Genomic DNA, 13092 nt, shown 5'->3' on the forward strand with positions numbered 1-13092 from the left:
CGTTGAGGCTGAAGTGATCGCATCGGGAAGAATGCTGAGTACGACTGATGGAGCCCCTGAGAAACGAGGCGAGCGCTCTTCAGGAGGATACTGCAACGGCACGGGCCACCGTGTCCGGCTTGCAAGCGCACCGATCTTGACAATCTACCGGAGGGGTTTGTCGTCGAACTGAAGCGCAACCAATGACCGACGGCTGAGGGCGCCATTTGATGATCCGTTCCCGTCGCCAACAAGGCAGCGGGGGGAGCGATGAATGGGAAATGCAGTGTGATGCACAATGTTTTCCTTGCCATCACCTTCGCCGGAGTCCTGGTGCTTGTCTTAGCGTCTCTTGTCGCCCTTCAGAGGATAATTGAGTGATCGTCGCCTGACGATCCATTGCAACGCTTGCAGGGAACTGCGACCTGTCGCGGTTTCTTCCAAGTGTGTGAGGCATCTCTCAAAAGACTGCGTCGAGTCTGGCGTAAGACGGGCGTGGAGGTCGTCTTCCGCAAACCACCGTGGAGATTGCAATGGCCAAGAATCCAACGGGCGGCTCAGGTAATGACCGGCTCCCGAATCCGTTCAGCGACTTGCTCGCCGCCGCTACCGTACCACCGCAAGCCGAGTTCCTCGTGCACAGCGTGAAGGTCGTGTGCGGCAGGCAGACCGAGACGAACTGCTGCTGTACCGCGGGCGCAAGGCCGGGCGTGTACGCGACCGAGGTCAACATACAAAATATCACCGGTCAGCCGGCGCAGGTCGCAAAATTCTTCGTACCTTTGATCAACGCAGGCGCCGTTATTGGGCGCGAGCCCAAATTCGCCGATCCAGCCAAAATCTCCCAGCGCACTGGCGAGCTCATCACGCTTCCACCGCTCGCGGCGACGATGGACGATTGCTGCCGCATCGCGGAGTTGCTGCTCGGCGGTCCCCCAAGCGGAGAGTCGGCGCTCACGATCGGCTACCTCACGATCGGGAGCTTCTTCGAATTGGCCGTCTCTGCGGTCTACACAGCTACCCCCCTGAGCGGGGACGGCATTTAGCATTGACGTCGAGTGCATTCTGCCGCGGCGCCTGGGACGTGGCCGGGTCAGGGCTGAAAACCGCCTGACAAAACAAAAGTCATTGCGATCCGGAAGGAGTTGGATGCCCCCTGCGCGCGCACGGGTGGCCTTCCTTGCACGCGGAAAGCCGCCTGCGGCGCAAGCGGGTCCAGAGCCTTGACGGTTCGGTCGCTGACGCATTTGGCGTCTCGCGAGCAAGCATTCAGCTTCGTTTGAGCTGCGGCGCTAGCAAGAACGGAGATTCGGAAATCAGATGTTATGGAAGAACTCAGCCAATGGCTAAGCTTGCTCGCATTCGCAAAGGACTCGCATAAACATGGGTGATAATCTCGCCATGGAGCGCGTGAGCGGCTTACGTGCACGTTCGCTGAAGTTTCTAGACTAGAAAGAAATCCGTGTGCATGTGGGCAAATGCGGTGAGCGTGTCGTGGTCGACCGGCATCACTGAGCCGGTCGCGAAGTTGACGGTCTGGCCGGCATTGACCGAGCCGTTCGGGTTCTGGCCCGGAATGGTCTCACTGCCCTTTGCGAAGTTGAGGGCGATCGCGGTGTCGTGCCCACCATCAGCGGCAAAGCCCGCAACAGTCACATCCGTCAGCTTCAGGTCCAAGACCTTCTGCAGGCCGTCACCTTGGGGATGCAATCCAATCAGCTCGATCGTCGGGATGTGCTTGCCCGACGCCGCATCCGCAAACAACGTCATCAGACCTGGCGATAGCTTGCCGATGTCGACCATCAACGGATCGAACTGAGGCTTGCCGGCACCTGCACCGCTGCCGGCACCTGCTCCGAGCTTGCTCAGCTCGTTGAACGTGAACTCGTCAACCGTAAAGGCGCCCTCATAGCCCTTTACCGTGGAATCCCCCGTGACCCCCGCCACCTTCAAAAGGTAGGTCGACTGTGATCCGACATGCTCATGGGCAAATGCGGTGAGCGTGTCGTGGTCGACCGGCGTCACTGAGCCGGTCGCGAAGTTGACGGTCTGGCCGGCATTGACCGAGCCGTTCGGGTTCTGGCCCGGAATGGTCTCACTGCCCTTTGCGAAGTTGAAGGCGATCGCGGTGTCGTGCCCACCATCAGCGGCAAAGCCCGCAACAGTCACATCCGTCAGCTTCAGGTCCAAGACCTTCTGCAGGCCGTCACCTTGGGGATGCAATCCAATCAGCTCGATCGTCGGGATGTGCTTGCCCGACGCCGCATCCGCAAACAACGTCATCAGACCTGGCGATAGCTTGCCGATGTCGACCATCAACGGATCGAACTGAGGCTTGCCGGCACCTGCACCGCTGCCGGCACCTGCTCCGAGCTTGCTCAGCTCGTTGAACGTGAACTCGTCAACCGTAAAGGCGCCCTCATAGCCCTTTACCGTGGAATCCCCCGTGACCCCCGCCACCTTCAAAAGGTAGGTCGACTGTGATCCGACATGCTCATGGGCAAATGCGGTGAGCGTGTCGTGGTCGACCGGCGTCACTGAGCCGGTCGCGAAGTTGACGGTCTGGCCGGCATTGACCGAGCCGTTCGGGTTCTGGCCCGGAATGGTCTCACTGCCCTTTGCGAAGTTGAAGGCGATCGCGGTGTCGTGCCCACCATCAGCGGCAAAGCCCGCAACAGTCACATCCGTCAGCTTCAGGTCCAAGACCTTCTGCAGGCCGTCACCTTGGGGATGCAATCCAATCAGCTCGATCGTCGGGATGTGCTTGCCCGACGCCGCATCCGCAAACAACGTCATCAGACCTGGCGATAGCTTGCCGATGTCGACCATCAACGGATCGAACTGAGGCTTGCCGGCACCTGCACCGCTGCCGGCACCTGCTCCGAGCTTGCTCAGCTCGTTGAACGTGAACTCGTCAACCGTAAAGGCGCCCTCATAGCCCTTTACCGTGGAATCCCCCGTGACCCCCGCCACCCTTAGAAGGTATGTGGTGGATTTGGTCGAGAGGATATTCACTTCTACAGACCCATTGCTGCTCCGAGGATCAGCGTGGCCGTCCGTAGTTCCATCGTCCGTAACGATGTAATTGAATGACGCGCTGCCGACGAAGTTTTCGTCTGGCGTATAAACGACTTGTCCACCGATCAATGCAACCTGACCATGAGTGTCGGCCGTCGCCGAAACAGCCGTCACTTTCAAGTGCTGTCCGCTCTCATTAGACGGACCAGCTACGTCGTTTTGAACCAGATCAGACGCCGCGAAAGCGAGGTGCTTATTTTCACCCGTCGTCTTGCTATCAATGTTCGCGATCGGGGCGTCGTTAACTTCGCGGACCGTGAGCCTCATCGTCGCTACATTGGAGCTTAGATCGCCGTCGATACTTTTGAAGGTAAACGAATCTGCACCGTTGAAGTCCGCGTCGGGGGTAAAAACAAACGAGCCATCGGAGAGAAACTTCAAAGCTCCGTGTTGGGGGCCTGCAACAAGGCTGAACGTAATCGGCCCGGGAGAGTTGTCCGGATCCGTGGCGCTGACGTGCCCCGAGATTGGGTGATCTTCTTCGCCCTCTGCAGCGCCATCCGCTGCAATTGGCGCCTGGTTCGGATCGTATATATGAATCTCTTCGGCGCCGTACTCCATGTCGAGCTTGGTAATGCCCGAGGCATCGACGCTCAACGTCTTGGCTGCCGCCAGGCCGAAGCTGTAGTCGACCGCAAGGTGGCTGGAGCTGCCGGTGCCATGATAGCCGAGGACGTCGACCTCCTTAAACGGTGTCCCCGAGGCAAGCATCTGGAACAGTTTTGGGTCGAGCCCGAGCTGCGAGAAGCTCAGATGCAGCGGATCGAACGCCACCTTGCCGGCGCCAGCGCCGGTTGACTGGCTGCCGATGTTGAGGGTCTGGTCGTCGCCGAAGGAGAAGTCGTGCAGCCCGAACAGCTTGTTGCCGTCCACCGTGAACGTCGTCCCGTCATACATCGAGAAGCGCACATAGTAGTGCAGCGAGGCGCCCGCGGTGTCAGGTGCCACCCCACTCGTCGGCAAGGTCAGCGGCGCCGCAATCGGCTGGATCGTGTGCTCACCGTCGCTGAAGCCGGAGATGTTCTTGACGCGGTTCCAGCTGGACGTCTCATCCGGCGTCGATGAGAACGACCCGTTCGGATTTTGCTTGTAGATCTGGAGTTCTTCGGCGCCGTACTCCATGTCGAGCTTGGTAATGCCCGAGGCATCGACGCTCAACGTCTTGGCTGCCGCCAGGCCGAAGCTGTAGTCGACCGCAAGGTGGCTGGAGCTGCCGGTGCCATGATAGCCGAGGACGTCGACCTCCTTAAACGGTGTCCCCGAGGCAAGCATCTGGAACAGTTTTGGGTCGAGCCCGAGCTGCGAGAAGCTCAGATGCAGCGGATCGAACGCCACCTTGCCGGCGCCAGCGCCGGTTGACTGGCTGCCGATGTTGAGGGTCTGGTCGTCGCCGAAGGAGAAGTCGTGCAGCCCGAACAGCTTGTTGCCGTCCACCGTGAACGTCGTCCCGTCATACATCGAGAAGCGCACATAGTAGTGCAGCGAGGCGCCCGCGGTGTCAGGTGCCACCCCACTCGTCGGCAAGGTCAGCGGCGCCGCAATCGGCTGGATCGTGTGCTCACCGTCGCTGAAGCCGGAGATGTTCTTGACGCGGTTCCAGCTGGACGTCTCATCCGGCGTCGATGAGAACGACCCGTTCGGATTTTGCTTGTAGATCTGGAGTTCTTCGGCGCCGTACTCCATGTCGAGCTTGGTAATGCCCGAGGCATCGACGCTCAACGTCTTGGCTGCCGCCAGGCCGAAGCTGTAGTCGACCGCAAGGTGGCTGGAGCTGCCGGTGCCATGATAGCCGAGGACGTCGACCTCCTTAAACGGTGTCCCCGAGGCAAGCATCTGGAACAGTTTTGGGTCGAGCCCGAGCTGCGAGAAGCTCAGATGCAGCGGATCGAACGCCACCTTGCCGGCGCCAGCGCCGGTTGACTGGCTGCCGATGTTGAGGGTCTGGTCGTCGCCGAAGGAGAAGTCGTGCAGCCCGAACAGCTTGTTGCCGTCCACCGTGAACGTCGTCCCGTCATACATCGAGAAGCGCACATAGTAGTGCAGCGAGGCGCCCGCGGTGTCAGGTGCCACCCCACTCGTCGGCAAGGTCAGCGGCGCCGCAATCGGCTGGATCGTGTGCTCACCGTCGCTGAAGCCGGAGATGTTCTTGACGCGGTTCCAAGCAGCAATCGAATCGGACATTGAAATCTCCGAATGTCGCAATACATGGCTCGACCACTACCAGTCGAATTATTTATGGAACTCGTTCTTGTGAGCAAACAATTCGCGTCTAAAATGAGCTTAGTAGTAAAAGCATCAGAGCTGGACCTGATTCCTCTGTCAAGCCCACGGTGATCTTCGAGCAGGCACACCTCCGTGCCGTAGGGACGCTTCGCAAACCGATTAAACCAATACGCCCGCGCGCGATTTTGGCTCTGACGCAACTTTGGTGCAGCCGTGGTCATGTAGCGGCCCCTATTAGGCGAGCCTGAAGCAAGTCGAGCTTGGCACGCCCGTACATTTGACGCTTAACGAGCTTGAGCTTGGTGATCTGGCCTTCGGTCTGTCCGTTGGACCAAGACGTCGTGATCGCAGCGCTGATGGCGGCTTTGTCCTTGGTGACGCCATTGGCGAAGGACACGACGAGGCTCGCGCATGCGCGTTCCAGCCATGGGTCAAGATCGGCGTGGGCCTTCTTACGGATCATCGTATGGAAAGCGGCGATGACTTCTCGAGCTTCTACCAGGAGAGGAACGCCTTGCTCGATCGCCGCGATGGTGACGGTGTCTGACTTCGATAGCGTATCGCGGCCATTGGTCATCAAGCGGGCGATAGTTCTTGCGGACGGCACGCGCTGTAGGCTCTGAGCATTGGGCGTTTCGGCGCGCCGACGGCGTGTCGCCCACTCTGTAACAACCCGCACCGAGCCCCTAAATCCCTGCGCCTTGAGGCAACGCCACAGGTCGGCGCCGTTACGATGACCAGCAGCCCACTGCGCGTCGAGCCATGGTAGGTGGGGTTCGAGCGAGCTCTCGCGAACTCTGAACACATCGGTTCGCTGACCTCGCAGCACCCTGCGAACAAGGCCCCGGCTATGTCCGGTGAGCCGCACGATCTCCTTAATGGAGACGCCCGCCTCAGCCTGCTTGAGGATTGCCGCGTTGGTGTCCTCACGTCGCAGATAGCCCTCATACTGGATGCGCTCGGCGGCGGTCAGCAAGTCGGGATTTATGGTGGCGGAGCCGACCGCGGCGCGGACCCGGTGCATGGATTTGCGAACCGCATCGAGGAAAGCGTGGCTGGCGTTCTCCATGAGATGCCAACGGTCAGCGACCTGGGTGGCGTGAGGGAGTGCCTTGGCGGCAGCAAGGGCGTAACTGCCGCCGCGGTCGCGCGCGACCACAGTGATTTGCGGCTGGCCCGCGAGCCAGGCCTGCGCGGTGGCAGGTTCTCTGTCGGGTAAGAGTGTGATCGGTCGTCGCCGCTCCAGGTCGCAGACGATTGTTCCGTAACGCTGGTTGCGCCGCCAAGCCCAGTCATCGATGCCTATAACGCTTGGTGCAGCAAAGGGCGGACACCCGCGCCTTCGAACGACCCGAAGCAACGTATCATTGCTCACGGGCAACATAAGTCGGCGGGCAAAACTCGCCGCTGGGCGGCCACCCAAGGCAAGGCCAAGATGATGGACGACCAAATCGAGCCGCGCGGTTCGCCGCGCCCACGGTGCCACAGCGCCGTCATCGAAGCGCTCGGAGAAAATACGTCGACCGCACAGAACCACTTCGCAGCGGAAGCGACGCGCCACGACCACAAGCCGAACCTGCCGCCCCGCCAGCGGCAGATCGGTAAGGCGTCGCTGATATCGGCTATGGATCCGCCTAGAACTGGCTCCGCATCCGGGACAGAGACTCGTCCTACTCGTGGGACGCACGGCGATCACGGTCGTGGTGCCGTCACAGAAGGCGCTTTCCACGTCAAACCCGCGAGGGACCAGGGCCGACGGACGTAGGGCTTGCCGCATCATGTTGATTCCTTTGTGAAACCAACGCGAGCCGGCGCTTGAACTTCATCAAAAGTGAGTCAGAGCCCGATTTTGACCGCGCCGGCGATCGACGGAGGGTCTCCACGCCAACCTGACTCGATTCCGGCAAATAACGGAAATTGCGTGGACTGAACAACGCAGCGGAGTTGGAGACTGTTCGCAGATGAGATGTTATGGAAAAACTCGGCCGATGAACTGGCGCAGCTTGGCCGATAGGCACCTAGGATTCTTACTACACCAAGCCGCTGCTGCGGGCTCACGGCCACGGTCCTCCATTGCGTCGAGGCGCACCTCTTCCGCTCTAATCCGGGAGACTAAGCCGTCGGGCTTAGCGCAGCTTCATCAGGCTCTTCGGCCGGAGGGTGAGCTGTCATGTAAGATGTCGCAATCGTCAGGAGATGAACGGCAGCAGTGCCAAGTTGCTGCATTTCTTTATCGATCGTGTATGTGCCCGCGGCGCGGTGATATGCCATCGTTACTGTGGCGTAGGCGTCGGTGATGAATACTGCTAAATGGTCTTTGCCGTCATTTCCTCGTTGGCTGCGTCGCTTCACAACCTCAAGCGCAGCTTCCGCAGTATCTCTGGCGATCTGTGCGTCATCCGCAAGCGGATCAATGACTGGGCGGCAAGCGGCGGATGCTCCTTCAACGGCCTCGTAAAATCGGTGCTTGCGAGGTTCATCTGCTAACAAATAACTTCGCAGAAAACGCTGCGTTCGGCCAACAACGTATCTTCGGTCCTCCCGGATTGCCTTCCGTCGGGGGTCAGTTCTAATCCAGTCGAACACACTCGGACCTCGCAAAGTTATTGAATAGCCCGTGGCGACTTTCCATGTTGTCCCGGCGCCTAAAGCAACAATATATCTTCCGGTGACGACGAACTGGCACGGTGCAAGATCACCAGCAACGCGGCCCCTACAAAGAACTTCTGCTTAACGTCTAAGCAATCCCAGCACCTTAGTTTCAAGCAGAGTTAGCGTCGCGACGCTCCGGATCAGCCGGGGTAATCTCCAGGCCCGCCTCGTTTAGAGCGCCAACGATCTGCTTTCCAAGAAGCTTGGCTTCTTCAATTCCACATTGTGCGTCAGGATGTCCTTTGAAAAACGCGGAAATCGCAGTGGCAATGATGGAGTTCACTTGGTGCGGATCATCCATTTGCGCCAGCCACAAAAGTAGGCTCACTCAAGCGGGCACGGACACTCTGCGCTTGCCCGGCACTACCTTAAGCCAAAGAACGAAAGATTGGCGGCGACTACGAGGATCAACCCTACCAGGTAAATGAGACTGCTCATTGCTTTTCTCCTAGGTCGAGAACCGTTATGCTAACGCCGCGGATTCTTTCTTTGAGATGGACTTCTCAAGCGCCGACAGCCTTTCGAGCTCAACTTCCTTCTTTATCGCGGCTAACGCGTTACCGGTCTTATTCACGATCCGAACCAAATCGGCATCAGAGATGCCTGGTGCGGATCGCGAGACGATTTCACTCGCAACAATGGCCGGCCTCCTGCCTTCCTTAAGAGCGACAGGCCTAGATTGTTCCAAGATGCTGTCCGGATTGAGCCCGTTCAGAGCGCGCCGGTTTAATCCTGGCACATTGAGGCAATAGCCGCTGGGCTATCAACCGCTTTGCAGCAAAACGCAGAACGGAGTGGGGATTCGTAAACTTGGCACTCTTCATGGGATTGGGAATCCTCCTTGAGATCTCACATGAATCTTGTCGAATTGTTCGAAGGTCAGCGGTGACCTTCGTTTCCGTCACCCAATCCTTCAACACCAAGGATGCCATGGGCCGCATGGCTCTAAACAACCTGGTGACGTTCGCCCAGTTCGAGCGCGAGCTGATTGGCGAGCGAATCCGCGACAAGGTCGCGGCCTGTCGCAAGCGCGGCAAATGGACAGCCGGCTGGACGCCTCTCGGCTATGACGTCCTCGACCGAAAATTGTTGATTCACGAAGGCCATGCCTAACGGGTCAGAGCTATTTCATTCCGCCGCCAAGGTGGCCGCAAACGCGTGATCACCCCGGCGAATGCGGAGAACTGGTCTATGATTGTCGCCCATCGACCAGAGCCGTCGCGAATTCCATCGCCGAGCCCTCCCTTGCGGCTACCGCGTTCGCGGAAGCACGCAGCCAGATCGTCCCGGCGACGACGATTGCAATGATAAATGCGACGGCTAAGGCCACGAGCCAGCCCGCCTCACCTGGAGGACGACGCCGAGGCAGGTCTACTGGAGCCGGCGCGGGACCCGTGTTTCCTCACTCCGGCATTCTGAGCAGAATGCGTGGGGAATCCGCTCTTCCGTGTGCGCAATCAAGTGTTCATGCGGGTGCAGTATTCGTCGGGCTTCAAGGCGCCTCGTTTCGAGAAGAGCATCCAGGAAGGCGCGAAAAAAGCGTTTATGTCTCGCTGCGGGAAATTGTAGATCGAGCTGAGGTTCTCTCGGTGCCTCAGGCGGTCGAATGAAATCGCGCCGTTGGTAATGCACGCTTTCTCCTCCTCTTTGTGGCTTTATGCCGCTTTCGCGAAATACACTTATATATCGGCGCGCGAGAATGGATGGCGGCGATGTCCGGCACTTCCTCGCAAGAACTATCCGCTATTGCCCAGGCGCAGCTATCCGATCCTGGCGGCAGCTATCCGGAATTCGCGAAAAACGAGAGACTGAAGCACGAATATCTGCTACGTGTGCGGGTCGCGGGATCGCCCGGCAACCAGATGATTGCGAAAAGGACCAGGAATGGGCGAAGCGATCGGGGGCCTTCTCAGCCGCTACGAAATATTCGCCAGCAAGAACCTGGACGAGACGTACGCTTTTATGGAGGACCGCGCGGCGCATTTTTTAGAAGTGTCGCCGCGCGATTCCGGCACACTCGATGTTGTTTCGCGTATGGTTATTTTGCCCAACATCAACATGGGTCGCATCTACTATGGGCCCGCGGTCTTGGCGGGGGCCCGAGATCTTGGGCGGCCGGAGCGTTTCCTGATCTCCATTCCTCTGCGCGGCAGTTCCGAGTTAGCTAACAAAACTCGCAGCCTTGAATGCAGCCCGGCGCGCTCATTCGTCGTCTCCTCGACCGAAGAATATACCATGCGGTCAGCAGCCGAAAGCGACCGGTTAACGCTCCACATCACCAAATCAGCCGTGATGATGCAGCTAGCAGCGTTGCTTGGGGACGAACCAGAACGAAGGCTGGAGTTTCTGCCAGAACTCGACTTCGGCACGGCGCATGGGCGCAGGCTGCGCCGACAAGCGCATTTGGCCATCGCCGACCTGGACGAGGCTGGACCGGAGGGGGCCAACCCCCTTATGATGAATATGTACGAGCAACTTATCATCACGGGGTTGCTGCTCAATCAGGCTAGCAACTACACTGCCGCCCTGAACCGCCTAGAAAACAAGATTGGGCCGGGGGACGTGAAGCGCGCCATCGATTTCATGGAGGCGCATTTGCATTTGCCGATTACGCTGGTCGATATTGCCAAGGCATCTGGCGTACCTGGACGAACATTGCTCGAGCATTTTAAGGATCATCGCAGCGTCTCGCCGATGCGCTACCTGCGCAACGCGCGGCTTGCCAAAGTTCGCCAAGCACTTGCTGGCAGAGACTGCGCTGAAACCGTTACTCAAATTGCAATGGAGTGGGGCTTCAGTCATTTGGGACGTTTCGCGATCGAGTATCGCAATCAATTTGGTGAAAGCCCGTCTGATACTCTGACACGCAGTCGGGCCGGCTGAGCGATCCCGCCCAAAATACCAAGTTAAGGATCAATAGCGACGGTTTGGAAGTCGGCCAGTTACTTCCTGGTTTAGTCCGCTAGGCAGACAGGCTGGGGACTGCGGGCGCCGACGTGACGCGGCGGGCTTTCCATCTAGCCAACTGTTTAACGCTCCGCGCAGAAATCCGCTACAGGGCCTCCGCTGCGGACAAGCGAGCCACCCTCGGGCGTGATCAGCGAAGAAACGACGACGCCGAAAGCCCAAGAGCGATGGGCAAACGACCCAAGCGCCGGGGATACCAGGGAGAAGGCCGTTTCATTGCCCCCAAACCCTACGTATAGACAGCGGCACCATCGATATGGCTTTTCAAGCGAATCACAATTTAGGAGACGTAGGATGTTTCGGATCTCGCGCAGCAAACGTCTCGCCATCATATTGAGTACCGTCCTGTCGGTCCTTGCATTCTCGCCACCCCTTAGCCTTCAGGCGTTCGCCGCCGGTAAGACCGTCACGGCTGTGATGCATTCGGATCTGCGCGTCATCGACCCGATCTTCACTCCTGCCTATATCACGCGTGACCACGGCTACATGGTCTACGACACTCTTCTAGCGATCGACGCTAATTTCGACGTCCAGCCTCAGATGGCAGATTGGAAAGTCTCCGAAGACCGGCTCACCTACACCTTCACTCTGCGCGACGGGCTGAACTGGCACGACGGTACGCCAGTGACCGCAGAGGATTGCGTGGCATCACTCAAGCGGTGGAGCAAGGTTGACGGGTTGGGCCAGAGGCTGATGAATGTCAGCGCGAGCCTTGAGGCTACCGATGCGAAGACAATCACGCTGAAGGTCAAGGAACCGTACGGGCTCGTGCTGCAATCGATCGGAAAGCAGTCGACGCCGGTACCATTCATGATGCCTAAGCGGCTTGCCGAAACGCCGCCCGACAAGCAGATTTCCGAACAGATCGGCTCAGGCCCTTTCAAGTTCGTGCAAGCCGAGTTTCGGCCCGGTGTAAAAGCCGTTTACGATAGAAATGCCGCCTACATGCCGCGCAAGGAGCCGCCGAGCGGGACTGCTGGCGGCAAGGTGGTGAAGGTTGATCGCGTCGAGTGGATCACGATGCCCGACGCGCAAACTGCTATCTCCGCCCTGCAGTCCGGCGATATCGATTTTCTAGAAGGTGCGCCGGTTGACCTACTCCCGACACTCCAAAAGAACAACGATATAGAGATCAGAACTCTGAACAAGGACGGCTATCAGACATACGGACGTATGAACTTCCTGCTGCCGCCCTTTGACAAGGTCGAGATACGCCGCGCCGCGCTTCTGGCGATCAATCAGAAGGACGTACTGGACGCGCTGGTCGGTGACCCAAAATACTATAAGATCTGTGGTGCCATCTTCATCTGCGACACGCCACTCGCATCCGATGTCGGTTCGGCGAGTTTGGTCAAGGGCGACGGCATTTCGGAGGCGAAGAGCCGCTTGGCCGCAACCGGGTACGACGGCACACCGGTTGTCATCCTGGCGCCCAATGAATGGATGCTGAAGCCGCAGCCAACCGTCGTTGCCCAACTGTTGCGCAAGGCGGGGTTCAACGTAGACCTGCAGGCGACTGACTGGCAAACAGTTGTGAGCCGTCGAAACAGCCAGAAGCCTATCAATGAGGGCGGCTGGAACATGTTCTTCACGACGACGGCCGCTTCCGAAATGATGAATCCCCTGGTCAACAATGCAGTCAATACGAGGGGCAAGAACGGCGGTTGGTTCGGCTGGGCCGAGGACGCCAACATCGAGCAACTTCGCGATGCGTATGCGCGCGCGTCATTGCTCAGCGAGCAGAAAAAGATCGCCGAGGAGATCCAGAAGGAAGTCTACGATCAAGTGATCTACATCCCGCTTGGGCAATATGTGGGACCGAGCGCTTGGCGCAAATCGCTTTCCGGCGTGCTCGACGGCACCGTTGGCCCGCTATTTTGGAATGTCGATAAGTCGAAGTGATGGATGACCGCGTGTCTGTGGAGATGTAAGCCCTCTGACTTTGGGTCTTGCGGCGCGCCCGCGAAAAGCGGATACGCGCTCTCTCTGTTGAGGATATCTACTGCGCCAAGATGCACCTGCAGAATGGCGATGTCTCCTACTTGGCGTCCACTGCTCGCTGCGGATTAGCAAAATGACGCAAAGGGCCCAGAAGCAAATTATCTAGACTGATCGCAAGGTCAGCTTCGCAGGGCAGAAATGCTAGATCAGAGCGGAAGGCTCTTGTGGCACTTTATCGGAATCGTACTTCTT

8 protein-coding genes are annotated in these 13092 nt (G+C 58.6%); 4 read left to right on the top strand and 4 right to left on the bottom strand.

The features are described from left to right. The first annotated feature begins 512 nt into the window (after window positions 1–512). Window positions 513–1025 (top strand): hypothetical protein, encoded by a 513-nt coding sequence (locus tag ACPPVR_RS36415; protein WP_426611311.1) that lies wholly within the window; start codon window positions 513–515, stop codon window positions 1023–1025. A gap of 397 nt (window positions 1026–1422) precedes the next feature. On the opposite strand, the gene ACPPVR_RS36420 is transcribed toward ACPPVR_RS36415, so the two are convergent. From ACPPVR_RS36420 to ACPPVR_RS36435, 4 genes are all read right to left on the bottom strand, one after another. Further along, entirely contained in the window at window positions 1423–5238 is a 3816-nt protein-coding gene (locus tag ACPPVR_RS36420; protein ID WP_426611312.1) for a type VI secretion system tube protein Hcp, read from the bottom strand. Window positions 5239–5497: 259 nt separating this feature from the next. Further along, window positions 5498–7057 (bottom strand): ISL3 family transposase, encoded by a 1560-nt coding sequence (locus ACPPVR_RS36425; RefSeq protein WP_426616256.1) that lies wholly within the window; start codon window positions 7055–7057, stop codon window positions 5498–5500. Between the two features lie 335 nt (window positions 7058–7392). Continuing rightward, window positions 7393–7770 carry a hypothetical protein gene (locus ACPPVR_RS36430; RefSeq protein WP_426611313.1) on the bottom strand — a complete coding sequence of 126 codons (378 nt, stop codon included), beginning with the start codon at window positions 7768–7770 and terminating at the stop codon, window positions 7393–7395. Between the two features lie 271 nt (window positions 7771–8041). Further along, window positions 8042–8233 carry a hypothetical protein gene (locus ACPPVR_RS36435; RefSeq protein ID WP_426611314.1) on the bottom strand — a complete coding sequence of 64 codons (192 nt, stop codon included), beginning with the start codon at window positions 8231–8233 and terminating at the stop codon, window positions 8042–8044. A 509-nt stretch (window positions 8234–8742) separates the two neighbouring features. Between ACPPVR_RS36435 and ACPPVR_RS36440 the strand changes: the two genes are divergently transcribed. From ACPPVR_RS36440 to ACPPVR_RS36450, 3 genes are all read left to right on the top strand, one after another. After that, on the top strand, window positions 8743–9045 hold the full coding sequence (locus ACPPVR_RS36440; protein ID WP_426611315.1) for a recombinase family protein: 303 nt from the start codon (window positions 8743–8745) through the stop codon (window positions 9043–9045). Between the two features lie 771 nt (window positions 9046–9816). Continuing rightward, window positions 9817–10815 (top strand): AraC family transcriptional regulator, encoded by a 999-nt coding sequence (locus tag ACPPVR_RS36445; RefSeq protein WP_426611316.1) that lies wholly within the window; start codon window positions 9817–9819, stop codon window positions 10813–10815. A 378-nt stretch (window positions 10816–11193) separates the two neighbouring features. Further along, the gene (locus ACPPVR_RS36450) at window positions 11194–12801 is read left to right on the top strand and encodes an ABC transporter substrate-binding protein (protein ID WP_426611317.1); all 1608 of its coding nucleotides are present in this window, start codon (window positions 11194–11196) and stop codon (window positions 12799–12801) included. Window positions 12802–13092 lie beyond the last annotated feature (291 nt).

The organism is Bradyrhizobium sp. McL0616, from assembly GCF_049993385.1.
In the GTDB taxonomy this organism is placed as follows: Bacteria; Pseudomonadota; Alphaproteobacteria; order Rhizobiales; family Xanthobacteraceae; genus Bradyrhizobium.

Bases quoted from the DNA above. Each gene is read 5' to 3' on its own strand.
- ACPPVR_RS36450 (WP_426611317.1), top strand. From the start codon at position 11,194: ATGTTTCGGATCTCGCGCAGCAAACGTCTCGCCATCATATTGAGTACC.
- ACPPVR_RS36425 (WP_426616256.1), bottom strand. From the start codon at position 7,057: ATGCGGCAAGCCCTACGTCCGTCGGCCCTGGTCCCTCGCGGGTTTGAC.
- ACPPVR_RS36415 (WP_426611311.1), top strand. From the start codon at position 513: ATGGCCAAGAATCCAACGGGCGGCTCAGGTAATGACCGGCTCCCGAAT.
- ACPPVR_RS36445 (WP_426611316.1), top strand. From the start codon at position 9,817: ATGGGCGAAGCGATCGGGGGCCTTCTCAGCCGCTACGAAATATTCGCC.
- ACPPVR_RS36435 (WP_426611314.1), bottom strand. From the start codon at position 8,233: ATGGATGATCCGCACCAAGTGAACTCCATCATTGCCACTGCGATTTCC.
- ACPPVR_RS36420 (WP_426611312.1), bottom strand. From the start codon at position 5,238: ATGTCCGATTCGATTGCTGCTTGGAACCGCGTCAAGAACATCTCCGGC.